Source organism: Sphingobium lactosutens (assembly GCF_013393185.1).
In the GTDB taxonomy this organism is placed as follows: Bacteria; Pseudomonadota; Alphaproteobacteria; order Sphingomonadales; family Sphingomonadaceae; genus Sphingobium; species Sphingobium lactosutens_A.
This window is the reverse complement of sequence record NZ_QJQX01000029.1, coordinates 119477-144081: the sequence shown is the minus strand read 5'-3', so window position 1 is coordinate 144081 and position 24605 is coordinate 119477. Positions and strand designations below refer to the sequence as shown.

Genomic DNA, 24605 nt, shown 5'->3' with positions numbered 1-24605 from the left:
AACTATGTCAGGGTGAAGTCAGACGCTACCCCCTTTGGCAAAAATCATATGGGTAGATGCGCCGGTACAGCGAACCGCAGGTCAAAAGAGACGGCGGCGCCAGCTTCTGCTAATCGACGGAAACAAGAAGGAAACAGAAGCATCCATGACCGTCGTTGCCGCCTATCTCTATCGCAATGGTGAGCGCGTGCGTTCCGTCTCGATCGATGAGCGAGTCGCGCCGAGCGAGGACAAGTCCCAGTTCGTGTGGATCGGCGTCGCCGACCCGACCCCGGACGAAATGCAGTTGCTAGCGCGCACCTACAGCCTTCATCCGCTGGCGGTGGAAGATGCGATCAATGCAAACCAGTTGCCCAAGGTCGACCTCTATGGCGACCAGCTGTTCGTGGTGACACGCACCGCCCATGTCGAGGGGGACGCCATCTGCTATGGCGAAACGTCGATCTTCGTCGGGCATGGCCATATCATCACCGTCCGCCATGGGTCCGCCCGCGCTCACCTGACGCTGCGCAATGACCTGGAGGCAGTGCCGTCGCGCCTGGCGCAGGGGGTCGATTATATCCTCCACGCCATTCTCGACTTCATCGTCGACGGCTATCTGCCGATCATCGAGGGGATCGAGGAGGAGGTGCTGGCGATGGAACAGCAGATGATCGACCATTTCCTCGGCCGGGAGGAAATCACCCGCATCTTCAACCTGCGCCGCCAGCTAATCCGCTTCCAGCGCATCCTGCTGCCGATGCAGGAAGTCGCGACCAAGTTCGTGAAAGTGGAACTGCCCTGCATCGACCCGGAGGCGCGCGCCTATTTCAGCGACGTGCGCGACCATGTCCGCCGGGTACAGACCATGGTGGACGATCTGCGCGAGGTGCTGAACAGCGTGTTCGAATCCTCCAACCTGCTCGAACAGCAGCGTACCGGCGACATCACCCGCCAGCTCGCCGCCTGGGCCGCGATCCTGGCGGTGCCGACAGCCATCGCAGGGATTTACGGCATGAACTTCGAATATATGCCCGAACTCAAGGACCGCTATGGCTATCCGGTCGTACTGGGCGTGATCGCCATCATCTGCGCCCTGCTCTACAGCCGGTTCAAGAAGCTGAAATGGCTGTAGCCCAGACCCGATCCCGCCCAAGTCGAAAGGGGCATCCGGCCTTTCGGGCCATCTTTCGGCCGGTTGAACCATAACCCTTTTGCGCCATTCCCTGTCCTATAAGGCAAAACTGGCAATTGGCCGGGAAAAGCTATATCATTTATGCGCCTGACCCAGGTTGGAGCCAAATGGCCAATCGGTCGACAGTCGAAGACGGAAACGACGCATATGACAGGTCTTCCGACCGATCCGAGCGAGAGGATTATCGACGCTGAAGCGCCGTCCCCCTTGCCGCGCCACGATCCGCCGACGCGGATGGCCGACTATGCCGCCACCCCATCCACCGATCGCACCCCGCTTCACACGTGGGCCGAACGGGCGATCCAGCACCTGTCCCGATGGGCAGGTCCGGCTGCCCTTACGGGTGTCATCCTCATTATTGCTTGGTGGCTCATTCACTGATTCGACGACGATCGACGCGGCTTTCTTTCTGATCATTTCTACCGCAGCGCAGCGCCGACCCCGCTCAGGTCGTCGCGACTTTGGGGCGACATGTCCACAGTGCCGCTCAAGTCGTCGGAAAAGCTTGTCCTTGCGCCTTTCTCCCGATTGCCAGCGTCGCATTATTATGGCGTGCTGCTTCGCAACATAAATCAATGCGCAGGGGATGTCCTGAAACCGGGCGGCAATGGCAGCACGGTGAACAGTCATGACGTCATGACGCTAAAAAGGGTTGCAGATGTCGAAAATCGATCTGGCGATCAAAGATATTCCTCGTTTCCAGCCCGCTACCGCTGCCAGCCTGCGGAACGTCCGGCTGATCCTGTGTCTGTTCCTGCTGGTTGCGGACATGGTCGCGCTGACGACGGGTTTCGCGCTCGGGCTGAAAACCGCTGGCCTGCCCGTGCTGTCAAGCTGGCTGTGGCAGCCGCTGACGGGCGGCATGATTGTCTACGGCGTGCTCGCCTTCCACAATCAGGCCTTCAACCCGCGCTGCCTCACCAGCATGACCTCGTCCTGCCGCAGCGCGATCATGGCGCTGGCCGGCACGCTGCTGATCTTCCTGCTCGTGGTCTTCTCGCTGAAGGCGACCGGCAGCCTGTCGCGCCTGGGCGTGTCGTCGGGCATCTTCACCAGCGCGGCGCTGATCATGTTGCAGCGGACGATGATCGTGCATGCGGTTCGACGCCATTTCGGCGACGGACTGTTCGCGCAACTGCTGATCGTCGATGGCGGAGTCATGCCCGACCATGTCGATGGCATGACGGTGATCGAGGCCGACGCGGCCGGCCTGCGCCCGGACCTCGACGATCCCTATATGCTCCATCGCCTGGGCACTATCCTGGAAGAATTCGACCGTGTGGTCATCGCGTCAGCGGTCGATCGCAAGGATGACTGGGCGCAGATGCTCAAGGGCGGCAATATCGTCGGCGAAATCATCGTCCCGGACCTCGATTCCATGGCGCCGCTCGCGGTCCAGAACTGCCGGGGCATGCCGACTTTGGTTGTTGCCCGCGGCCCGCTGAACCTAGCCAACCGGGCCAAGAAGCGGCTGCTGGACATCGTCCTGACCGTGCCGGTGCTGATCGCGCTGGCCCCGGCGATGGCGGTCGTGGCCATCCTCATAAAGCTCGACTCGCCCGGCCCGGTCTTCTTCCGGCAGGAACGGATCGGACGCGGCAATCGCATCTTCCACATCCTCAAGTTCCGCAGCATGCGCGTGAACCAGGCAGGCACGGACGGCACCACCTCGACGCGGCGCGACGACGATCGCATCACCCGCGTCGGCGCCTTCATCCGCAAGACCAGCATCGACGAACTGCCCCAGCTCATCAACGTCCTGATGGGTGAAATGAGCCTGGTCGGCCCCCGCCCCCATGCGCTGGGGTCGACGGCGGAGGACCAGCTTTTCTGGGAAGTCGATCGCCAATATTGGCATCGGCACGCACTCAAGCCCGGCATCACCGGCCTGGCGCAGATCCGCGGCTTCCGTGGCGCGACCGAGACCCGGCGCGACATCCTCAATCGGGTCGAGGCGGACCTGGAATATCTCCATGGCTGGAGCCTGATGCGCGACATCGCCATCATGGTCGGCACGCTGAACGTCCTGGTCCACCGCAACGCCTATTAACAAAAGTTTGCGGGCGGTTGGAATGCGACGAGCCGTTATTCTGCCGCCCTCAATTCCTACCTTTTGTTAACCCACGACATATATCCCGCCTTCCATCAGGAACAGGCGGGATTTTTTTGTGTCATGCGGAACCAAGAATCTGCTGTGATCGTTGCGCACCCTTCGGCCGGAGAAATTCGCGAAAAAGCGCGCGTTCCGGCCCGTCGCCGCGCCAGGCGGGAACTCACCGACCGGCTCGAAACCGCCGTGCAGTTCGTTTCCCGATGGGCCGGCGTGGCCGCCTTGCTGGCCACCGTGGCGGCGATTGCCTGGGTGATTCTCTAGGCCAAAAGCGCGCCACTTAGCTTGCTGCCAGATTAACAAATAGGAATTCGCGGGTTTCGGCCTGCAACCTGCCCGTTTCGGACAATCCGAAGCGTTGCTTTGCTGCGACCAATTGCATTTCGGCGAGTGTGCACGAGGTGGAAAGAGGGTTAGCATGCCCTCATTGCTGCAACGCAACAAGGATTCCTGTTTTTGATCGCATTTCATCGTCCGCTCATGCGGAGGGGCAGTTGCGCGCCCGATATAAACAACAGGCCGCGCGGCCGCCGCTTCGTGCGCACCGCGATCGGCACTGCCGCGATTCTGGTGGCGGCGCCTTTTGCTGCGCATGCGCAGGAAGATGGTACGCCGCGCGCGCCTTCCGATGACAAGCGCCTGGCGGATTATGGTTTCCACCTGACCGCCGGCCTGGATCTGCTCTATGACGACAATGTCTATCGCGTCGACGATGCGGTGGACGATCCCAAGAGCGACCTCATCGTCACCCCCTCGGTCGAGGCGACCTTCGGCCGGCCGATCGGGCGGCACGACATATTGCTCCGGGGCAAGCTGGGCTACGACCGCTTCATATCAGAGGAGCAGCGGAGCAAGCTGCGCGTCGATACCGAGGCGAAGGCCAATATCCGCTTCGGCGCGACCTGCCTCGTCACGCCCCGCGCCGCCTACCGGCAGCAGCGCGCCGACTATGGCGACCTGAACAGCGCGACCGAAAATCTCCAGCGCTTCACCTCCTTCGGGGCGAAGTTCAGCTGCGAACGTCCGGGCCTGTTCCCGGTCGCCGAATATAGCCATGACCTGACGCGCAACGCGAACCAGTTCGACTATGCCGACCAGACGAGCGACACGTTCATGGGCGGCATCGGCTACAGCAAACCGAGCCTGGGCACGTTCACCGCTTATTATGCACGGGTGAACAGCAAGCGTGACACGCTGGGCATAGAGAACCGGATCAACAGCTACGGCCTGCGCTTCGAACGCGCGGTGTCGCCGCTGACCCAGATCGATGCAGACGTGCGCTGGCTGGATGTCGACAGCGATTCCGCCGCCGTCGGCAGCTATGACGGGCTGGGCTGGAAGATAAGTCTTTCCACCAATGCCATTTCCCGCCTGAAGCTGACCGCCACCACGGAAAGGGGAATTGTCAACGACAGCCTGATCGCGGCCGGCTTCGCGATCGAAACCAGCTATCGGGTGCAGGGCGAATTCGCCATTTCCGAACTGACATCTGCCGGCCTCTACGCGGAATGGGAGCGTCGCACCTTCCGTCAGGACGCCGCGCTGCGTCCCTTCACCATCAATTCCGACCGGAACCAGCGACTGGGCGCGGTGTTGAGCCGCAAGCTGTCGGACCGCTTCGCGCTGACGCTCGACGGACAGCATTATCGGCGCCGGACCGACACCGACATTTCTCAATTCAGCGGCACCCAGGTGACACTGGGCGCGTCCGTAAAATTCTGATTCATCCAGGGAGTATAGACCTGTGAAAGCAGCCAAGACCCTGACCGTCCTTCAGGCCGCGACGCTGATCGTGCTGCCGGTGACGGCGGTCGCCCAGACCGCTCCGGCACCCGCTCCGGCGCCCGCGCCGACCACCACCGCCGCGGCCGTCGCCCCCGCCGCGCCGCAGCCCGCCGCGGCAGCCGGCTATCTGCTCGGCCCGGATGACGAGGTGAAGATCGCCGTGTTCGGCCAGCCCGACCTGTCCACGACCACGCGCGTCAAGGCGGACGGCACGATCCTGCTCGCGCTGATCGGGCCGATCCAGGCGAACGGCAAGAGTACGACGCAACTTTCGCAGGATATCGCGGCCGGCTATGCCAGCGGCGGCTATCTGACCAAGCCGTCGGTCAGCGTCGAGGTGAGCAACTATGTCAGCCGGTTCGTGACCGTGCTGGGCAATGTGCCGCAGGCGGGCAATTATCCGCTCGACCGCCCCTATACGGTCGCATCGATGCTGGCCAAGGCCGGCGGATCGACCAAGGACGGCGCGAACGCGGTCATCCTGACGCCGGCCGAGGGCGGCGCGCCGATCCGCATTTCCCTGGCGGATATGTCGGCAGGCGCCAATCGGCCACTCAAGCCCGGCGACACCTTGTTCGTGCCGCAGGCCGAGAAAATCTATGTCTATGGCCAGGTGCAGCAGCCCGGCGCCTTTTCCTTCGCGCCGGGACAGAGCTTCCGCCAGGCGCTGGCGCTGGCGGGCGGCCCGACGCTGGCAGGCTCGACAAAACGCATAAAAGTACGCCGGGGGGGGAAGGAAATTCAGGCCAATCTGGACGATCCGGTTCAGCCTGAAGACGTCCTCATCATCCGGGAGAAGCTGTTTTGACCGCGATAGATCAAGGAATCCTGCCTGAGCGACCGGGCCTTCTGACCCGGTTTCTCTCCTCCGCCCGCGGCAATGCTCAACGCAACGACCGGCTGATCCCGGACGAGGTGGTGTTGCAGCCCGAGATGCGCGCCCTGCCCGGCTTTCGCCACGACGCGGCGGACGAGGCCGAAGCGCCGGAGCCGCAGCCCCGTCCGCTGTCGATGAGCGCGATGACGGCGCCGATCCGGCCGATCAGCCTGCGCCGCGACAGCATCTATGCCGCCTTCAACACGGCGATGCCCGTGACCGACCGCCACGGCCTTGCCGGTCGCAACAGCGAGCTGGAAAAGCTGGTCGAAGCCGTCGTGGTACAGCGCAAGCATGCCGTCGTGTTCGGCACGCGCGGATCGGGCAAGACCTCGCTCGCCCGCGTGTTCGGCGACCTCGCCGACGAGGCGGGCTGCGTCGCCCTTTACGCTTCGGCGAGCGGTGAGTCCGATTTCGACTCGTTGTTCCGCCCTTTCCTGTCCGAGCTGCCGATGAGCAGCGCCGGGCGCGAGCGGCTGAAGGTCATGCTGGGCGAACGGCTGGACGTGTCCCGCCTCGCCGCCCTGCTGGTCGAGGAAGTGCGCGAACGCTCCATCCTGATCATCGACGAATATGACCGGGTCGAATCCGACAGCGCCAAACAGGATGTCGCCACGCTGCTCAAGCTGCTGACCGACATTCATTCTCCGGTGCAGGTGGTGCTGGTTGGCATCGCCAGCGACATTGACGGGCTGATCGCAGCCCATCCCTCGCTGCGTCGCCATCTGGTGCCCCAACGGGTCAGCCCGATCCCCCGCCCCCAGCTGGAGAGGCTGCTCGCCAGCTGTGCCATCAATGCGCGGCTGGCGATCGATCCGGACGCGATGGAAGCGCTGGCGAGCGCAGCCATGGGGTCGCCCTATCATGCCCGCCTGTTCGGCATGCACGCCGCGCTCATTACCGAGGCCTCCGGCCGCGAACTGGTGACGCTGGCGGATGCGGAACAGGGACTGGCCGACGCGCTGACCGGCTGGACCGAAATGAGCGAGGCGACCCATGCGCTGTTCCGCCGCATCCTGTGGGAAGCGGGGTCCAGCCGCCGGATGATCGGCCTGGCCGCCATCGTGGCGGCGCAAATGCTGGCCATTTCCTATGAACGGCTGGTGCGCCTTGGCCATGAAGTGCTGGGCGGCGGATCGATCAACGAGGGCCAGGCACGCGATGCCATGGCCCGGCTGCAACCCGCGCTGGTTGCGACGCCCAATGGCGAGCTGTGGATGTTCGAGGATACGCTGGCGCCGCAATTCCTGCTGCTGATGGCCAAGCAGCCGGTGGCCGCCGCACCGCCCGAACAGTCGCCGGCCGAAGAAATGCGCGCATTGCTGCGAGGAGTGGACGGGCTATGAGCATGAACCCCATTGATTTGCTGGCCGCGCTCCAGGCGCGCTGGCGGACCGCCGCAACGATCGGCGGCATCCTGTTTCTCCTCATCGCGGTGCTCGCCTTCCTGCAACCGCGCCAATATATGGGCACGGCATCGCTGCTGCTCGACCTGTCGCAGACCGACCCGACCTCGACGTCCAACGATCAGGGCAGCCGGGTCGATGTCGAAAGCATCATCGGCACCCAGACCGACGTGATCCGCAGCGCCAAGGTGATCAACGCCGTGGCCAAGGAAGCCGGGTTTGTCGACGCCTTGCCGTCCGACATGCCGGCCGCCGCGCGGTTGCAGCAGGCGGCGGCGATGGTCCGCGCCAACCTGATCATCACCACCGGCCGCCAGAGTAATGTGCTGCAGCTGCAATATCTGGACCCCAGCCCGGAAGTCGCGGCCAAGGTCGCGAACCTGGTGGCGAAGATCTACATGCGCGAGCAGGTGGAACTGCGCGCTTCGCCAGCCCGCGGATCGGCCAAATGGTTCGACGAACAGACGCAGGAAGTACGCCGCCGCTACGAGCTTGCGCAGAAAAACCTGTCCGATTTCCAGCGCGCCCATGACATTATCGGCATCAACCGCATGGATCTTGAGGCCGAAAAGCTGAAGAACATGTCGTACCAGTTGACGCAAGCGCAGGCCGAAGCCGCCGCCGCCCGGTCCAAGGCGCGGGCTGGCGGCGTGTCGGACATCGAAGGGTCGCTGATCGTCCAGAACCTGCAGGAACAGGTCGCGGCGCAATCGGCCCGCGTGTCCGAACTGGCCAAGACGCTCGGTCCGAACCATCCGACCATGGCCGCGGCCAGCGCCCAGTTGGCCGAACTCCAGTCGAAGCTCGGCTCAGCCCGCGCCAGCCAGGCCGGCGCGGTCAGCGCCAACAGCGTCGCCGCCAATGGCCGTGAAGGCGACCTGAAGGCCAATATGGCCGGGCAGGAAGACCGCATGATCCGCATGTCGGACGTGCAGGATCAATTGATGGTGCTCCAGCGCGACGTCGACGCCGCGCGCCAGACCTATGACACGGTGCGACAGCGCTTCAATGAAGCAACTCTGAAAAGCCAAATCTCGCAGCCCAACGCCAGCCCGCTGGACGAAGCAGTGGTGCCTTTGCTGCCGGCCAAGCCCAATATCCCGCTGTGGCTGGTCGCCGGCGTCGCGCTGGGGCTGGTCGGCGGCGTGGCGGCGGTCATCCTGATGGAAATCGTCAATCCTCGCGTCCGCTCGGCTTCCGGTGTCGTCCGCGCCACCGAAGTCGACGTCATCACCGAACTGATGCCCGCCCCTGCCCGGGCCGGGTGGTTCCCCAAGCATAAGGAGGCCGCATGAGACTGCGTTCCACGGCAGGCGCCCCGCCGCAGATGAACCCTGGCGGCGCCGCCGCCTCCCGCCCTCGCGCCCGTGACAGCAAGGGCTTCGCCCGCCTGGCCGTTGAGCATGGCTTTCTCGCCGAAGCCGATGTCGCCCGGATCGAAGCCCATGCCCGCGCCGAAGGTCTGGCGCTGCATGACGCCGCCCTCGACCTGGGGCTACTGGACAGCGAGGACGCCGGCATGCTCGGCGCGCTGCAGGGCGGCTTCGCGCTGCTGTCGGTCGGCGACCCGCGCGTCGATCCGCTGGTTGCAGCCGCGTTCGACCCGGCAGATCCCTATGCCGCCAAGATGCGCACCATCCGGTCCAAGATGCGGGCGGTCGCCAAGGATGGCGATCCCGCCGCGCTCAAGATGGCGGTGCTGTCGATAGAGGCCGGGGATGAAGCAGCGATCATGGCGGCCAATCTGGCCGTCGTCATGGCGCAGATGGACGGTCCGACCATGGCGGTCGACGTCGATATGGACCGCCCCTCGCTCGACCGCCTGTTCCGCGTCGCCAACAAGGCAGGCCTGGCCGAGCAGCTGATCGGCAGCGCCGCGCTGCTCCCCGCCGCCAAGACGGCGGTGGAGGGACTGTGGCTGATGACCGCCGGCCGCGCATCGGGCAGCGCGTCCAGCCTCGTGACCCGTGGCCCGCTGGCGGAAACTGCAGGGGGCTGGGGCCTCAAGGACATGACGATGTTGTTCTACCTTGCCGAGCGCAAGGGTGAGCAGACACCCTATGGCAGCATCCTCGCCGGCTTCGACGCGGTTACGCTGGTTGTGCGGCGCGGCAGTACCGCGATCGCCGCTATGCGCCGCGTCATCGACGATCTCGACCGCCATGGCGTGCCGATCGCCGGGACGGTGATTGCATGAACGATCTGGCTGCCGGCAACCCGATGCCCTGGCCGGACGGCGCGCGCGCGGAAGCCCCGGTCGCACAGGTCGGCGGCATTGCGGTGTCGACCCTATCGCTCAAGGCGCTGATCGACAAGATGCTGCGTGAAGCGCCACTGCGCCGATCGCTCGACCAGCCCGCCTGGCTGGTGTTCGACTGCAACGGCCAGGGCCTGTCGATGAATGCCAGCGATTCCGCCTTCCGCACCGACCTGGCGCAGGCGGACCTGATCCATGCGGACGGGCAGGTCGTAGTGGCCGCCTCCCGCTGGCTGGGCGGGTCGGAGATCGCCGACCGGTCCAGCACCACGGACATGTTCATCGACAGCCTGAAGCCCGCGGCGGCATTGGGCGTGACCTATTATCTGCTGGGCGGCGCGGAAGCGGTGAACGCCGAATGCGCCCGGCGGATCACCGCCCTCGCGCCGGGACTGCAACTGGCGGGACGGCGCAACGGCTTCTGGTCGGCGCAGGATGAGGATGCGGTGATCGATGCGATCAATGCCGCGGCCCCCGATGTCCTGTGGGTCGGCACCGGCAAGCCGCGCGAGCAGGCCTTCTGCGTGCGCAACCGCCACCGCATCAAGGCCGGCTGGATCGTCACCTGCGGCGGCCTGTTCAACTATGTGACCGGCGATTATCCACGCGCGCCGATGTGGATGCAGAAGTCCGGGCTGGAATGGCTGCACCGCATGGTGACGCGGCCGCGCCAACTCGCCTGGCGGTATCTCACCACCAATCCCCATGCGCTCTGGCTGATCTGGAAGCATCGCCATGGCTGAAGCGCAGGTCGCTGAACAACGCCCGGCGACGGGCCGCATCCAGCGCCTGGGCAGCGTGCTCGGCCGCTTCGGTCTGGCCAGCCTGTCGTCGGCGATCGTGTCGGTCAGCCATCTGGCCGTCCAGCTTTTCTCCATCCACCATCTGGGGACGTCGGCGATCGGTACGCTGGCGTTCCTGCTGGTGATCATCCAGTTCGGCTACGGCCTGTCCAATGCGCTGGTATCCACGCCCTATACGATTGCGGTCAACCAGGGCGAGGAAGCGGACGCGCGCCGCTTCGACTTCTTCTTCCCGGTCAACCTGCTGCTGGCGGCAAGCCAGGGGCTGCTCTGCGCCGCGATCGCCTGGGCCACCGCCTCTCCTGCCGCCGCCCTGCTGTTCGGGCTGGCCGGCACCTTCTCGCTGATCCGCTGGTTCGGCCGGTCCAACGCCTACGCCCATCATGCCCCGATGCGCGCCGCACGGTCCGACCTTGCCTATGCCGGCACGATCCTGATCGGCCTGACGATCGCCATGCGCACCGGCGCCAGCCTGCCTGCGATCGGCGGCATGCTGGTCGCCGCCAGCCTGATCGGCATGCTGCCCTTCGGCCTTGCCTTCCTGCGCCGCCATGGCGCGATGGGGCCGGGCCGCGCGCTCCGCGCCTATCGTCCGGTATGGCGCGAACAATCGGCCTGGACGCTGGTCGGCGTGCTGTCGACCGAGGCGACGTCCAATTCGCACAGCTATATCGTGACCCTGCTGGCCGGTCCGACCGCCTTCGCGCCGATCGCGGTCGGCATGCTCTTCTTCCGCCCGGTCAATGTCTGCATCACCGCCCTGACCCAGCTGGAGCGCCCCCGCATGACCCGCGCCGTCGCGCGCGGCGACCATGGCGCGGCGATCAAGTCCGAACGCATGTTCATGGCCGCCCTCGTCATGCTGTGGCTCGGCACCTGCGTCGTCGCGGCGATCGTGCTGGAGTTTTTCCCCGGCCTGATCCTCAAGCCCACGCTCGACCATCAGGCCGTCGTCCTTGCTGTCGGGCTTTGCGCTCTGCTTTCCCTGGTCCAGTGCGTGCAGACGCCGATGAGCGTGATGACGCAGGCGCGCCGCGCCTTCCGCCCGCTCGCCGCGCAAAGCCTGCGCAGTTGCGGCGTCGGCGTCGTCGCGGTGACGCTGATCGTGCTGGGCGCCGATCCGGTGCTGTCGATCGGCGGCGTGGTCCTGTCGCAGCTGGTGATGATGCTGGGTATCTGGCGGCTCGACCGCCAGTGGCGCCGCACGCAACAGGCGGAGGGCTGAACCATGGCGACAAGCTGGCGCCGCATCGGTCATGCCCCGACCCCGACGAGGACCATCCGCACCGCCCCCATCACGGACGGCGGCAGCGATACGCTGGTCCTCATCGCCCAGATCTTCTACTTCGTCTTCCTGATGATGGTCTTCATCGGCCAGCAGCCCTTCGGATCGCGCACGCAGGACGAACTGGTGGCGATGGCCCAGGCCAATGACGGGTCCGATCTGTTCAAGCAGGCGGTGTTCATCGGCTTCGCCTTGCTGCTGACGGCGGTGCAGGCCATCCGCAAGCAGCCGCTGCGTTACAGGTTCAGCTTCTGGCCGCTCGCCATCATGCTGATATGGTTCTTCATTACCTGCGCCTGGGGTGTCGATCCCTTCGTGTCGTTCAAGCGCGCGATGCAGCAGCTGATCGTGATCTACATCACCTTCTGCGCCCTGTCGCTGATCGGGCCGCGACGCTTGTTCGACGCCCTGCGCTGGGCGCTGATCGTCTCATTGCTCATCTGCTGGATCTCGCTGCCGCTGACGTCGGCGGCCGTCCATCCGCCAACCGAAAGCGACAAGGCGCTGATCGGCGCCTGGCGCGGTTTCTTCTTCCACAAGAATATCGCCGGCGCTGTCATGGCGCTGACCTTCATTGTCTGCGGCAATGCGTGGATCGACAAGCGTAAATGGTACTATGCACTATTCGCGGTCATGGCCTTCGTCTTCGTGATCGGGACCAAGAGCAAGACGTCGCTGGCGCTGTGCGTGGGCATGCTGGCGATCAGCAACATCTATCGCGCCCTCAGCGGCAATACCCAGAAGCGCGCGATCCTGCTGCTGATGCTGGGCTTCGGCATGGTCGGTTTCCTGGCGCTCTACATCGCCTATCAGCCGACGGTAGAGCGCCTGTTCGCCGATCCCACCGCCTTCACCGGGCGCGTGTCGATCTGGCGCGTGGTGTTCGACTATCTGGCCGACCATCCCTATCTGGGCGCGGGCTTCGGCGGCTTCTGGCAGGTCGGCGCGCAATCGCCCGCGCATGACTATCTGAACCAGCAGTTCCAGATGCTGACGGCCCATTCGCACAATGGCTATCTGGAAATCTGGGTCACGACCGGGCCGCTCGGCGTCCTCATGCTGCTGCTCAGCTTCCTTGCCCTGCCGGCCTACTGGTTCCTGACGGGGTCCACCCGCGAGAACCAGCATCTGATGGTGCCGGCCTTCGCCATATGGGTTTTCGTAATGTACCAGAATCTGCTGGAAACCTCCTTCTTCGACAAGGATCGCCAGGTCTGGGTGATCTTCCTCGCGGCGATCGCGACCGCGCACGCCACCTTCAAGGCGCGCCCGCGCCCGGCCTGGAACCGGCGCTATCTGGCCGGTAATCAGGAGACTGCCCATGACTAAGGTCGTTCTGGGCATCGCCACCTGCAATCGGCCCCAGGGGCTGCTGCGCACGCTCGAATCGATCGCGCAACTGGACACCCGGTTTCCGCTCGAAATACTCGTCGCCGACAACGACGCCTCCCGGCAGGAGGGCATGGCCGTGGTGGAGCGCATCGCGACCCAGGGCTATCGCTGGCCGATCCGCGCCATCCTGGTCGCGGAACGCGGCATCCCCCGCGTCCGCAACGCTCTGGTCGCGCAGGCGCTCGGCCATCCCGACGTCACCCATGTCGCGATGCTCGACGATGACGAGGCCGCCTCCCCCGGCTGGCTCGACGCCATGGTCGGCGCGGCGCTGCAATGGCATGCCGATGTCGTCGGCGGCGCGGTGCTGCGCGAGATGGACGCCCCGGTGCCCGGCTGGGCCGCCCCCCACCCCCTGCTCCAGCCCAAGATGCGCGGCAAGTCCGGTCCGGTCGAGTTGGTCGACAGCACCGCCAATGTGCTGATCGCCGCTTCCGCCCTGCGCGCCATGGGCGACGCCCCGTTCGACGAGCGGATGGCGCTGACCGGTGGGTCGGACAAGCAGCTCTTTTCCCGCATGCAGCGCGCCGGCCACCGCTTCGCCTGGTCGGAGGATGCGGTCGTGACCGAACTCATCCCCGCCAGCCGGGTGACGCAGAAATGGCTGCTGATGCGCGGCTATCGCATCGGCATGACCGACATGATGGTCGAACGCTTCCACAAGGGGCGGCTGCGCGCGCTCGTCGGCGAAACGCCCCGCATCCTGGGCGGCGCGGCGTCGGGCGCACTGGGCGCGCTGCTGACGCTCGACCGGGGCAAGCGCATCCAGCGGCTCGGCCGCCTCTATCGCGCGGCCGGCAAAGTCGCCGGCCTCGCCGGTTTCCATTATGAAGAATATCGAAAGGTGCATGGCGCATGAGCGATGCGACGCATCAGAATAACCGTCCCTTTTTCTCCGTGGTCATCCCGCTCTATAACCGGGCGGACATTGTCGGCGACACGATCCGGTCGGTGCTGGCGCAGGACTGGCAGGATCTGGAGATCGTCGTCATCGACGACGGGTCGAAGGACGATCCGCGCCCGGTGATCGACGCGATCGGCGACCCGCGCGTCCGGTATATCCGGCAGGACAATGCGGGTGGCGGCGCGGCGCGCAACAATGGCATATTGGCGTCGAACGGCCAATATATCGCCTTCCTCGATTCCGACGACCTGTTCCTGCCCGGCAAGCTGTCGATCATGGCCAGGGCGCTGGCGAAGGATGACGGCCGCACCGTCCTCTATTCGCGGATGAAAGTGGACCGGGGCGTCGACCGCTACTGGATCCGTCCCGACCGTGGCATCCGCGAGGGCGAGGATGTCGGCGAATATCTCTTCTGCGCCAACCAGTTCATGCAGACTTCCACCATGGTCGTGCCCACCGACATGGCGCGCGAAGTGCTGTTCGACCCGGCGCTCAAGAAGGGGCAGGATCTCGATTTCTGCGTCCGCTTGCAGGGCGCCGGCGGGCGCTTCCGCATGATCGACCAGCCGCTGACCGTCTGGCTCGACGCGACCGAGGCAGGACGCACTTCCTATGTGAAGGGCTATGAGACCTCGCTCGACTGGCTCGACCGGTGTGGTCATATGCTGACGAGGCGGGCGCGGCGCGGCTATCGTGCGACGGTCCTTGCCTATCATATGGCGCCGATCCGGCCGGTGCTGGCGATCCGCGACCTGGCGGTGGGACTGGTCGCAGGCGGCGTGCCACCCAAGATCATCGCCCGGCAGGTGCTGCGATCCTATCTGCCCAAGCCGCTCTACCGGTCACTCGTCAACCGGTTCGTCCTGCATTTCGGCAAGGCGGAAGCCGCCCGCCGCGCGTCATGAAACTGATGGAAATGGCCCCCACAAGCGCCGGCACGACGGCGACGCCGCTCTTCTCGGTGGTCATCCCGAGCTATCAGCGACGTGAGGAAACCGTCGCCGCCGTCGTCTCCGCGCTGGAGCAGAGCATTGCCGAGATAGAGGTCATCGTCGTCGTAGACGGTTCGACCGACCAGACCGACGTCGCGCTGCGCGGCATCGACGATCCCCGGCTCACGGTGATCGTCCAGTCCAATCGCGGGGCGGCGGCAGCGCGCAACACGGGCGTCGACCATGCGCGCGGCCATTATATCGCCTTTCTCGACTGCGACGACCTGTTCCTGCCGCATCACCTGTCGGACCTGCTGGTGCTGCTCCAGCATGGCGAGGATATCGTCGCCTATGGCCAGGTCGTCGCCGACCGGGGCGCAGGCCGCCATTTCCTGAAGCCCCCGCGCGCCATCGCCGCCGACGAGACGATGGACAGCTATCTGATGTGCGACCGGGGCTTCATCCAGACCAGCAGCATGGCGCTCAGCCGCGCGCTGGCGCAGAAGGTCCGCTATCGCGAGGATGTCGGCTTTGGCGACGATACCGATTTCGCGATGCGCCTGTCGCTCGCGGGCGGTCGCTTCCTGATGACGGAGCGGCCCGGCACCATCTGGACCGACCGCCAGACCGGCAACCGCCTGTCGCAGGTGCGCGACAATGTCGGCAACCTCATCTGGTTGCGCGACCTGCAACCCCATATCTCGCGCCAAGCCTTTTCCGCCTATATGGGCTGGCACGCGGCCAAGAGCATCTGGCCGACCAGCCGCCGCCGGGCGATGCGCTATTATTTCTCGGCGCTGTGCCGCGGCGCGTTCAAGCCGCGCCTCGCCGCCACCGTCCTGCTCCAGATCGTCATGCCCGACCCGGTCTATCGCCGCATGTCGGACGGCTGGATCGATTTCTCCCACATGCTCGTCGGCAAGGGACCACGGCTTTGAGACGGCGCGAATTTCTGGCCGGCGCCCTCGCCTTGTCGGGTTGCGCGCCGATGCCGCAAAGCTATGCGCGCGACGGCGCACCGACCGAGAGCCTCGCCACGCGAGCGCGTCGTTCAGGCCGCTGGTTCGGCGCGGCGATCAAGTCGCGCCAGTTGCGCGAAGATCCCGATTTCACCGCCGCCGTCGCGCGCGAATGCGACATCGTGGTCGAGGAATATGAACTGAAGCGCGGCACCACCGAACCGAAGCGGGACCGCTTCGATTTCAGCGGCGCCGACCAGATCATCGACTTCGCGCAAGAGCACAGGATGCGCGCGCGCGGCCATGCGCTGGTCTGGTACGCCGCCAATCCCGACTGGCTGGAACCCGCGCTGCAAGCAGCCGACCATGCCGGGCGGGAAAAGCTGATGCTCAGCTATATCGACGCGGCCATGCCCCGCTATGCCGGCAAGATCGCCGAATGGGACGTGGTCAATGAGCCGCTGGAACCCAATGAGGGCCGTGCCGACGGCATGCGCCAGGACAGCATGTGGATGCGCGCGCTGGGCGAGGAGTATATCGATCTCGCCTTCCACCACGCCCGCGAGACCGATCCCAATGCGATGCTGTTCCTGACCGACTATGGGGTGGAGCATGATTCCCCCCGCTGCGAACGCCGCCGTACTGCGATGCTGAAACTGGTCGACCGGCTGATGGCGCGCAAAGTGCCGGTCGACGCCATCGGCATACAGGGCCATCTCAAACCCTTCCGTGAAGGCTTCAACCAGGATATCTTCGCTCGCTTCCTCAAGGATCTGAGCGACCGCGGTCTCAGCCTCTCGATCACCGAATTCGACGTGGCCGACCGGGGCGGTCCGCCCAATCCCGACAAGCGCGATCGGGAAGTGGCTTCCATCGGCAAGGCGTTTCTGGACGTCGCCTTCGACAATCCGGCAACGCAGGCGCTGCTCTGCTGGGGCCTGTCGGACCGCTATAGCTGGCTGTCCAACTTCCCCGACTATAAATGGCCCGACGGACAATTGTCGCGCGGCCTGCCCCTCGACGATAAAATGCGCCGCAAACCGCTCTGGGATGCGATCGGCGCCGCCTTCGATGCCGCCCCCGCCGCGCGGCGTCAGGCCAGCCCTCGGAGTCATAACGCATGAGGATTTCCTCGCTCACCGGCCTGCGCGGCATCGCGGCGGTATCGGTGCTGCTTTACCATATTCCGCATAATCCGACCTTCGCGGCCTATGCCATGCCCCTCTTCTCGCGCGCCTATCTGGCGGTCGACCTGTTCTTCATCCTCAGCGGTTTCGTCATTTCGCTGGGCTATCATGAACGGGTGATGGGCCGTCCCGGCTGGGCCAGTTATGCGGACTTCCTTGTGAACCGTATCGCCCGCGTCTGGCCGCTGCATCTGATCGTGACCTTGGTCTTCGCAGCGCGCATCCTGCTCAACGTGTCGGGCAATCAGGCGATCACGCTCGACGCGCCCAATGTCATCAGCAACCTGCTGATGATACAGAGCTGGGGCTGGGGCACGGAGCCGATCGCAGGCAATAGCTGGTCGGTCAGCACGGAAGTCGCGGCCTATCTGGCCTATCCGCTGATCGCCTTCCTCGCCTTTTCCCGCATTGCGTGGTTGCAGGGCGCGGCGGCAGTGGTGGCGCTCGCGCTGGTTGCGGGATTGGGTCACGGATCGAGCGGCCCGCTCGACGTCAATGACAGCGATTCCGTGCTGACCCTGCTGCGCTGCCTTGCCGGCTTCTCGATCGGCGTGCTCGCCTATCGCGTCGCCGACCGGCGCTGGTGCAAGGCGCTGATCGACCGGCCCGGCGGCTTCCTGGCGATCTGCGCCCTGATCGGCGTCGCGCTCTGGCTGCCGAACAAGCGCGATATCCTCGTCGTCTGCCTGATGCCGGCGCTGGTGCTGAGCTGCTATTATAACGGCCCGGCGGCGCGCGCCGTCATGTCCAACCCGGTCAGCTTCCATCTCGGCCTCATCAGCTATTCCATCTACCTCTGGCATCCGCTCGTCCGAGACGTCGTGGCGCGCGCCATGACGATGGCCCATGGTCGCGGCGTCACCGGAATGGACGGGCTGTTCATCCTCGCCATGCTGGTCGCGACCTGGCTGCTCTGCTGGGCCAGCTATGCGCTGGTCGAGGTGCGCGGGCATCGGCTGATCAAGTGGCTGCAAAAAGCCGGCAGGCGGCGCGAGGCGCGGCAGGCGACGGCATGACCGGCATGACCGGCATGGGCCATCCGATCTGGATCGCCGTCCCGACCTTTCGCCGTCCCCAGCAACTGCGCCATCTGCTGGAGACGCTGCCGGGCATCGTCGCAGGGCATGACGTCATGCTGCTGATCGCCGACAATGATCCGGCCGGGCAGGAAGGCGCCGTCGTGGTGGAGGCGCTACGTGGCGCGGGCTACGACCTGCCGGTGACGTTGCTGCCCGTGCCGGAACCGGGCCTGTGCGCCGTGCGCAACGCGATCGTCGCGACTGCGCTGGGCGACCCGGCGATGCGCTTTCTCGCCATGATCGATGATGATGAATGGCCCCAGCCCGGCTGGCTCGACGCGCTGCTTGCCTGCCAGGCGGCGGTGGATGCCGATGTCGTCGCCGGGCCGGTCGATTCCATGTTCGTCGGCCCCGCCCCGCGCTGGGCGCGGGAGACTTTGGTGTTCCGGGCCGAGGAACGTCCGCACGGCGCAACCGACATGCTCTGGGCCAGCAACAATCTGCTGATCCGCCGCGCCGCGCTGGAGATGCTGGACCGTCCCTGGTTCGACCCGCGTTTCAACCGCAGCGGCGGCGAGGATCTGGACTATCTGTCCCGGCTGGCGCGGGCCGGCGCGCGTTTCGGCTGGGCGCCCGACGCGCGGGTCAGCGAATGGGTACCACCCGAACGCGCCCGCCTGTCCTGGGTATTCAAACGCATGTGGCGCATCGGCTGCACCGAAACCATGGCCCGGTGCAAGGATACGGCGATGCCCGTGCTGCTGGTCCGGTCGGTCGGCATCGTGGCGCTGCGCACGGCGGGCCTTCCCGCCATCCTGCTGCCCGGCGCACATCGTGTCGACATCGCCGGGCAGTGGATCAAGAGCTGGGGCCGCCTCTACGCGCTCGCGGGCGGCGCTCAGAAGGCTTATGGCGCGCTGTAGATCTTGAAGCTGCGGATGGTCATGTCGCCCGTTCCGTCATTATAGGCGCCATTGGTCTTCACCGCGACGTCCATGATCGGATACCAGCGGAAGCCCTTGAACGGGTTGACCGACTGGTAGGTTTCTTTCCCGTCCACGAACCAGGTGATGTAGTCGCGCTGGATATCGACGGCGAAGCGGTGGAAATCCTCCGTATAGCCCTTCAGCCCATAGGCCTGCTCGGTCTGGATCACGACGCCGCGCTGGAAGGCGCGGTAGCCGCCCGACCCGCCATGGATGGTCTGGCCGATATGGCGGTCGAAATCCCAGTAGCTCTGATAGCCAAAGCCTTCATAGACGTCGATTTCCGGCGGCCAGCCGCTGGTCGACACCAGCCAGAAGGCCGGCCATGACCCGCGCCGGGTCGGCATCCGCGCATCCCATTCATATTGGCCATAGCCGATCTGCGACGCGATGAAGTTGCGCCCGTCCAGCACCGACGAACCATATTTCCAGTTCTGGCCCTCATGGTAGATCGGTTGCGCCAGCTTCTGCGTATGCAGGACCAGCCCCTTGGTTCCCCAATAGACCGGCCCCTCGATGCCCGGCCAGATCGATGAATCGAGATAGAGGCCGGTTTCCTCATTGGCAATCTGGGTGCGGCCATGCGACAGCGACGTCGCCCAGCGATCCCATCCGCCATCGGGCGACCGTTTGTGGGTAGACTTGGCCAGCGTGAATTGCAGCGTACCCGTCGCCTTGAAGGTGCGCGCGGCACGGAAGCTGCCTGTCGACTTCGCCGTCGGCGCTGCATAACTCGCCGTGACCGACGCCACCGACTGGCCCTGCAGCGCGCCCCAGGGCGCCTCGCGCAGCTTGAGCTGGAAGAATTGCCCCGCGGTTGCGGCGATGATCGGCACCTCGACCGTCTGCTCCAGTGGATCGCCCGGGCGGAAGATGACGACCTTGTCGACCGTCTGGTAATTATAGCCTGAAATGGCGCGCAATGTGCCCGACCCGTTCACCGTGGTGATCCGCGCGATCACCGTGTTGGGCGTCGCCCGGTCCAGCTTCACCGGCACATAGGCCGTGCCGCCGCTCCCCGGCCGGAACGTCGCATTGCCCACCCACAAGGTCGCCTTGTCCGGCAGCTTCGTGCCGTTTGCGAAGTCGAAGCTCGAAAAGGCGATCGACGTCGATGACGCCGGAGGGTTGGCGATCGGCGCAGTGGCCGTCGTCGTCGCTACCGCGGAGGACACAGACGCAGTCGTCGTCGACCCGCCCGAACTCGTCGTCGACGTCGTGCTTATCGACAATATGGTGGCAGCCCCGGCAGCGAAGACGCACGACAGGGCTAACCCGGCTCCCACAAGGGAGCCAGTATGTTTGGCGACCATTGATATTCCCCATGTTGTTATGTGCCCGAGGGCCAATCGTCATTCAGCCCACACCTGCCGGCATGACGCGCCATTCGTGCTCCGGCATAGGCGGACCAGTGTCCGGTCTCCGGTGCCCGAAAGCCGCGCTTTCGGTTTCGTTGGAACTTGATGTCGATTAACCCAAAGGGTCGGCGATGGGGGTTAACAAAAGCTTCCTCGCAACAACCGCTCATCGTGTTCCAAGGACATTTTGCGACGAGCCGTGAATTGGACTCCTCTCATCGCAAAATCGGGCGTTCCGACGGGATTCGGATGAGTCGCCGATCGAAAAGGATTTGCACGCTCCGTTCAATCGCCGACACTTGCCCTAGCTGGAATTGCCGGTGCGATCTGCCCGGAACGAAAGCCGCCGGTCGATGCCGCAGACGACAAGAAGGAGACGGAGGATGCGCGTGATGGTGTTGGTGAAGGCGACCGAGGACAGCGAAGGGGGCTTTACCCCCACGCCCGAGTCGAAGGCGATGATGGCGGCCATGGGCCGGTTCAACGACGAACTGCGCGAGGCGGGCATCCTGATCATGGCGGACGGCCTGCAGCCCTCCTCTGCGGGCAAGCGCGTCGCCTTCGACGGGTCCGACCGCAGTGTCATCGACGGCCCCTTCCCGAATCCCGATGAACTGGTCGCCGGGTTCTGGCTCTGGGAGGTCAAGGATATGGCCGAGGCGGTCGCCTGGGTGAAGCGATGCCCCAATCCGATGTCGGGGCCAAGCGCGATCGAAATCCGGCCGTTTCACGATCTGACCGGCCTGGAATGACCTGTTTACGGTAAGGTGGTGCACCCAACTGGATTCGAACCAGTGGCCCCCAGATTAGGAATCTGGTGCTCTATCCTGCTGAGCTATGGGTGCCCGGCGACGGCTCTATTGCGCGTCGCGGCTGCGGTCAATTCTTCGCATGCGGCGGGACCACAGGAAAAGGCAGCGGCGCGACCTCCACGCCCTCGTCGATCAGCGCCTTCGCCTCAGCCGGGGCGACCTCGCCGTGGATGCTGGCGCGATCCTGCTCGCCATAATGCATGGCGCGGGCCTGTTCGGCAAAGCCGCGCCCGACCCAGGTGGAACCTTCCAGCGCCTTGGCCTGCGCCTGCCCCAGCGCCTCGACCAGCGCCTGCATCTTCGCCTGATCCGCGACATTCATGACCGGCGCGACCGGCTCTCCGCTCGGGGTAGCGGGCGCCGGCACGGGATCAGGGCGGCTGTTGCCCTTCGCGCCCACGGCCGGGGCCATCACCGCCTTGGTCACGTCGCCATCGCCGCACATCGGGCAGGCGAGCAAACCCCGCGCCTTCTGATCCTCATAATCGGCGCTGGATCCGAACCATGCCTCGAACACATGGCCATGGCTCCCGCATTTCAGGTCGAACACGATCACGAAATTGTCACGTCCTTCGGTATCATACGGCGGTTGGCGAGCGCCGGCACGCGCCCGCGCACATCCCCTATGCGCGACAGGTCGATGTCCGCAAGCCCCAGTCCCGCGCTCTCGCCCATGTCGAGCAGCACGTCGCCCCAGGGATCGATCACCACGCTATGGCCATAGGTGACGCGGCCATCCTCATGGCGCCCCGTCTGCGCAGTCGCAATGACATAGCAGCCCGCCTCGATCGCCCGCGCCCGCAGCAGCACATGCCAGTGCGCCTGCCCCGTCGGCACGGTGAAGGCGGCGGGCGCGAGCAGGATCGTCGCCCCCGCATTGGTCAGCGCCCGGTAGAGGTCGGGGAAACGCATGTCGTAGCAGATGGAAAAACCCATCCGCCCCCAGGGTGTGTCGGCCGCGACCACCTGTTCGCCTGGACCGTAGACCGAGGATTCGCGCCAGCTCTCTCCGGTGGCGAGGTCGACGTCGAACAGATGGATCTTATCGTAGCGCGCCCGGATTTCCCCGGCATCGTCGATCAGGAAGCTGCGATTGGCCCAGCGCCCGTCGGCCCGCTCGCCCTTCAGCGGCAGCGATCCGATATGCACCCAGACTCCCTCGCGCGCGGCGGCTTCGCGCACCGCCGCCAGCACCACATCTTCCGCTTCATTGCGCAGCGTCTCCGCCGCCCGCGCCCGGTCGCGGTCCAGGCATCCCGCCATTTCGGGCGTGAACAATATGTCCGCGCCCTCGCCCTTGGCACGCTTCACCATCTCGACGATGGCGGCGGCGTTGGCGGCGGGATCGATCCCGCTGGTCATCTGGAACAGGGCGGCGCGCATCTTGCTCACAGGCCCAGCAGCGCGTCCAGCCTGCCCTCACGATTCAGCGCCGACAGATCGTCGCTGCCCCCGATATGCTGCCCGTCGATGAATATCTGCGGCACGCTGGTCCGTCCGGGCGCACGTTCCAGCATCTCGTCGCGCTTCGGGCCGCCCAGGCTGATGTCATATTCCTCATAAGCCACGCCCTTGTCGGTCAGCAGCGCCTTCGCCCGCGCGCAATAACCGCACCAGTCCTTGGTATAGATTTCGACTTTGGCCATGATAACTCCTTTCCCCGGAAATTGGGGCAAAGCCCTGCTTTGTCAATCCACGGCATCGGGCAGGACGCGCGCCCAGCAGAGCAGCCGCACCTCCCCCGCCCCACCGCGCTTCAGCATTTTCGCGCACGCCGCCGCCGTCGCCCCGCTGGTATGGACATCGTCGATCAGCAGCACCCGCCGTCCCGTAAAGCCATGGCCCGGCTTCAATGCGAACGCGCCGCGCACCGCTTTTGCCCGCGCCGCCGGGTTCATGCCACGCAGCGGTACCGTGCGTTTCACGCGTCGCAACTCCTGCTTCTCGACCGCCCATCCGGTCAGCCGCCCCAGATGATCGGCGATCAGCGCCGACTGGTTGAAGCCGCGATTCCATAGCCGCCAGCGATGCAGCGGCACCGGCACGATCAGCGCCTCCTCGCTCCCGACATGCCGCACCATCTGTCTCGCGATCAGCCGGGCGAGGCCAATGCGCCGCCCATATTTCAGCCGCAGCGCGACCGTCCGCGCGACATCGCCATAGGCCAGCACCGCCCGCGCGCTGTCCCAGGGTGGCGGCTCGGCAAGGCAGGCGCCGCACGCCGCCCCTTCCCCCAGATCATGCGGAAAGGGCACGCCGCATCGCGCGCAGCAGGGTTCACCCAGAAATTCCATCCCGCTCCAGCAGGACAGGCAGAAAGCGAAATCCTCCCCAACGATCGCCCCACAACCGGGGCAGCGCGGCGGCAGTGCATAATCGACCGCCGGGCGCAGCGCGGTCTTGAGAAGCGGAAGGAGCGACATCATCTGCCTTGTCCGCACTTCGCGCCCGTTGCACAAGGCCCGCCATGGAACCCCGCCCCGACATTTTCGACCGCACTCGCCGCGCCCGCTATCGCGACCGCATGATCGCCGGTTTCGCCGATCACGACTTCCTCCACCGCGCGATGCTCGACGAACTGCTCGACCGGTTGGGCGACGTGCAGCGCGATCTGCCCGAAGTGCTGCTGATCGGCTGCCCCGACGGCAGCGCAAGGGCCGCGCTGGAAGCGATGGGCAAGCGCGTCGCCTGCGCCGACCCCGGCTTCCTCGCGGCAAAAGCAGCCGGCGGCGTGCAGGCGGACGAGGATGCCCTGCCCTTCGCCGATGACAGTTTCGATCTGGTCATCGCCTGCGGTACGCTCGACAGCGTCAACGACCTGCCCGGCGCGCTGATCCTGATGCGCCGCGTGCTGCGGCCCGACGGCCTGATGCTGGCGGCCTTCGCCGGCGCGGGCAGCCTGCCGCGCCTCAAGGCCGCGCTGCTCGCCGCCGAGGGCGACCGGCCGGGCCAGCATGTCCATCCGCAGGTCGATGTGCGGTCGGCAGGCGATCTGCTCAGCCGCGCCGGCTTCGCCATGCCGGTTGCCGACGGGGAGGTGCTGAATATCCGCTACGGCGACGTGGTGCGCCTGATGCACGACCTGCGCGGCATGGGCGCGGGCAATGCGCTGGCGACCCGATCGCCGGCGTTGACGCGCGACGTCCTGATGCGCGCCGCCGCCCATTTCGCTGACGCCGCCGACCCGGACGGCCGCACCGCCGAGCAGATGGCGCTCATCTACCTGTCCGGCTGGAAACCCGACCCCAGCCAAGCCGCCCCCGCCCGCCGCGGCAGCGCGACGATGTCGCTGGCGGCGGCGTTGAAGGGGAAGGAGTGAGGATGTGGGTTTGCGGCTTGGCTGGGTAAAATGCGCCAGT

25 protein-coding genes and 1 tRNA gene are annotated in these 24605 nt (G+C 65.6%); 20 read left to right on the top strand and 6 right to left on the bottom strand.

Annotation, left to right across the window (positions count from 1 at the left end):
* Nucleotides 1-145: 145 nt before the first annotated feature.
* The 18 genes from DM806_RS04010 to DM806_RS03925 all read left to right on the top strand — a co-directional run bounded on the left by DM806_RS04010 (nt 146) and on the right by DM806_RS03925 (nt 19013).
* On the top strand, nt 146-1114 hold the full coding sequence (locus DM806_RS04010) for a magnesium and cobalt transport protein CorA (protein WP_179041942.1): 969 nt from the start codon (nt 146-148) through the stop codon (nt 1112-1114).
* 207 nt (nt 1115-1321) lie between these two features.
* Nucleotides 1322-1555, top strand: coding sequence for a hypothetical protein (locus tag DM806_RS04005; protein ID WP_179041941.1), 234 nt, complete (start codon nt 1322-1324; stop codon nt 1553-1555).
* 277 nt (nt 1556-1832) lie between these two features.
* On the top strand, nt 1833-3224 hold the full coding sequence (locus DM806_RS04000) for an exopolysaccharide biosynthesis polyprenyl glycosylphosphotransferase (protein WP_179041940.1): 1392 nt from the start codon (nt 1833-1835) through the stop codon (nt 3222-3224).
* Between the two features lie 144 nt (nt 3225-3368).
* On the top strand, nt 3369-3548 hold the full coding sequence (locus DM806_RS03995) for a hypothetical protein (protein ID WP_218647345.1): 180 nt from the start codon (nt 3369-3371) through the stop codon (nt 3546-3548).
* Nucleotides 3549-3848: 300 nt separating this feature from the next.
* Nucleotides 3849-5006: a hypothetical protein gene (locus tag DM806_RS03990; RefSeq protein ID WP_179041965.1), complete on the top strand. Its 1158-nt coding sequence runs from the start codon at nt 3849-3851 to the stop codon at nt 5004-5006.
* Between the two features lie 40 nt (nt 5007-5046).
* Nucleotides 5047-5877 (top strand): polysaccharide biosynthesis/export family protein, encoded by an 831-nt coding sequence (locus DM806_RS03985; RefSeq protein WP_218647355.1) that lies wholly within the window; start codon nt 5047-5049, stop codon nt 5875-5877.
* Complete coding sequence (locus DM806_RS03980; RefSeq protein WP_179041937.1) at nt 5874-7292, top strand: ATP-binding protein; 1419 nt, start codon at nt 5874-5876, stop codon at nt 7290-7292. Before DM806_RS03985 ends, DM806_RS03980 begins: the two co-directional genes overlap by 4 nt.
* Nucleotides 7289-8647: a GNVR domain-containing protein gene (locus tag DM806_RS03975; RefSeq protein ID WP_179041936.1), complete on the top strand. Its 1359-nt coding sequence runs from the start codon at nt 7289-7291 to the stop codon at nt 8645-8647. The genes DM806_RS03980 and DM806_RS03975 overlap by 4 nt, the downstream gene beginning before the upstream one ends.
* Complete coding sequence (locus tag DM806_RS03970; protein WP_179041935.1) at nt 8644-9549, top strand: capsular biosynthesis protein; 906 nt, start codon at nt 8644-8646, stop codon at nt 9547-9549. The genes DM806_RS03975 and DM806_RS03970 overlap by 4 nt, the downstream gene beginning before the upstream one ends.
* A gap of 23 nt (nt 9550-9572) precedes the next feature.
* Nucleotides 9573-10352, top strand: coding sequence for a WecB/TagA/CpsF family glycosyltransferase (locus DM806_RS03965; protein WP_306294740.1), 780 nt, complete (start codon nt 9573-9575; stop codon nt 10350-10352).
* Nucleotides 10345-11637: a polysaccharide biosynthesis protein gene (locus tag DM806_RS03960; RefSeq protein ID WP_179041933.1), complete on the top strand. Its 1293-nt coding sequence runs from the start codon at nt 10345-10347 to the stop codon at nt 11635-11637. Before DM806_RS03965 ends, DM806_RS03960 begins: the two co-directional genes overlap by 8 nt.
* 3 nt (nt 11638-11640) lie before the next feature.
* Nucleotides 11641-13026 (top strand): O-antigen ligase family protein, encoded by a 1386-nt coding sequence (locus tag DM806_RS03955; RefSeq protein WP_179041932.1) that lies wholly within the window; start codon nt 11641-11643, stop codon nt 13024-13026.
* Nucleotides 13019-13948, top strand: coding sequence for a glycosyltransferase family 2 protein (locus DM806_RS03950; protein ID WP_179041931.1), 930 nt, complete (start codon nt 13019-13021; stop codon nt 13946-13948). Before DM806_RS03955 ends, DM806_RS03950 begins: the two co-directional genes overlap by 8 nt.
* The gene (locus DM806_RS03945) at nt 13945-14898 is read left to right on the top strand and encodes a glycosyltransferase family 2 protein (RefSeq protein ID WP_179041930.1); all 954 of its coding nucleotides are present in this window, start codon (nt 13945-13947) and stop codon (nt 14896-14898) included. Before DM806_RS03950 ends, DM806_RS03945 begins: the two co-directional genes overlap by 4 nt.
* 11 nt (nt 14899-14909) lie before the next feature.
* Nucleotides 14910-15863, top strand: a complete 954-nt coding sequence (locus DM806_RS03940) for a glycosyltransferase family 2 protein (RefSeq protein ID WP_256869087.1) — start codon at nt 14910-14912, stop codon at nt 15861-15863.
* On the top strand, nt 15860-17008 hold the full coding sequence (locus tag DM806_RS03935) for an endo-1,4-beta-xylanase (RefSeq protein WP_179041928.1): 1149 nt from the start codon (nt 15860-15862) through the stop codon (nt 17006-17008). Before DM806_RS03940 ends, DM806_RS03935 begins: the two co-directional genes overlap by 4 nt.
* On the top strand, nt 17005-18087 hold the full coding sequence (locus tag DM806_RS03930; protein ID WP_179041927.1) for an acyltransferase family protein: 1083 nt from the start codon (nt 17005-17007) through the stop codon (nt 18085-18087). The genes DM806_RS03935 and DM806_RS03930 overlap by 4 nt, the downstream gene beginning before the upstream one ends.
* Nucleotides 18084-19013 carry a glycosyltransferase family 2 protein gene (locus tag DM806_RS03925; RefSeq protein WP_256869086.1) on the top strand — a complete coding sequence of 310 codons (930 nt, stop codon included), beginning with the start codon at nt 18084-18086 and terminating at the stop codon, nt 19011-19013. The genes DM806_RS03930 and DM806_RS03925 overlap by 4 nt, the downstream gene beginning before the upstream one ends.
* Here the strand turns inward: DM806_RS03925 and DM806_RS03920 are convergent.
* Nucleotides 18998-20251, bottom strand: a complete 1254-nt coding sequence (locus DM806_RS03920) for a glycoside hydrolase family 16 protein (protein ID WP_372859233.1) — start codon at nt 20249-20251, stop codon at nt 18998-19000. The genes DM806_RS03925 and DM806_RS03920 overlap by 16 nt on opposite strands.
* 566 nt (nt 20252-20817) lie before the next feature.
* On the opposite strand from DM806_RS03920, the gene DM806_RS03915 reads away from it, so the two are divergent.
* Nucleotides 20818-21186: a YciI family protein gene (locus DM806_RS03915; RefSeq protein WP_179041925.1), complete on the top strand. Its 369-nt coding sequence runs from the start codon at nt 20818-20820 to the stop codon at nt 21184-21186.
* A gap of 16 nt (nt 21187-21202) precedes the next feature.
* Here the strand turns inward: DM806_RS03915 and DM806_RS03910 are convergent.
* From DM806_RS03910 to DM806_RS03890, 5 genes are all read right to left on the bottom strand, one after another.
* Nucleotides 21203-21279: transfer RNA gene (locus tag DM806_RS03910), tRNA-Arg, on the bottom strand.
* 34 nt (nt 21280-21313) lie between these two features.
* Complete coding sequence (locus DM806_RS03905) at nt 21314-21802, bottom strand: DUF1178 family protein (protein ID WP_179041924.1); 489 nt, start codon at nt 21800-21802, stop codon at nt 21314-21316.
* Nucleotides 21799-22629 (bottom strand): carbon-nitrogen hydrolase family protein, encoded by an 831-nt coding sequence (locus tag DM806_RS03900; protein ID WP_179041963.1) that lies wholly within the window; start codon nt 22627-22629, stop codon nt 21799-21801. The genes DM806_RS03905 and DM806_RS03900 overlap by 4 nt, the downstream gene beginning before the upstream one ends.
* A gap of 5 nt (nt 22630-22634) precedes the next feature.
* Nucleotides 22635-22892: a glutaredoxin 3 gene (gene grxC, locus DM806_RS03895; protein ID WP_179041923.1), complete on the bottom strand. Its 258-nt coding sequence runs from the start codon at nt 22890-22892 to the stop codon at nt 22635-22637.
* Nucleotides 22893-22934: 42 nt separating this feature from the next.
* Nucleotides 22935-23672 carry a ComF family protein gene (locus tag DM806_RS03890; RefSeq protein ID WP_179041922.1) on the bottom strand — a complete coding sequence of 246 codons (738 nt, stop codon included), beginning with the start codon at nt 23670-23672 and terminating at the stop codon, nt 22935-22937.
* A gap of 41 nt (nt 23673-23713) precedes the next feature.
* Between DM806_RS03890 and DM806_RS03885 the strand changes: the two genes are divergently transcribed.
* On the top strand, nt 23714-24565 hold the full coding sequence (locus tag DM806_RS03885) for a class I SAM-dependent methyltransferase (RefSeq protein WP_179041921.1): 852 nt from the start codon (nt 23714-23716) through the stop codon (nt 24563-24565).
* The last annotated feature ends 40 nt before the right edge of the window (nt 24566-24605 follow it).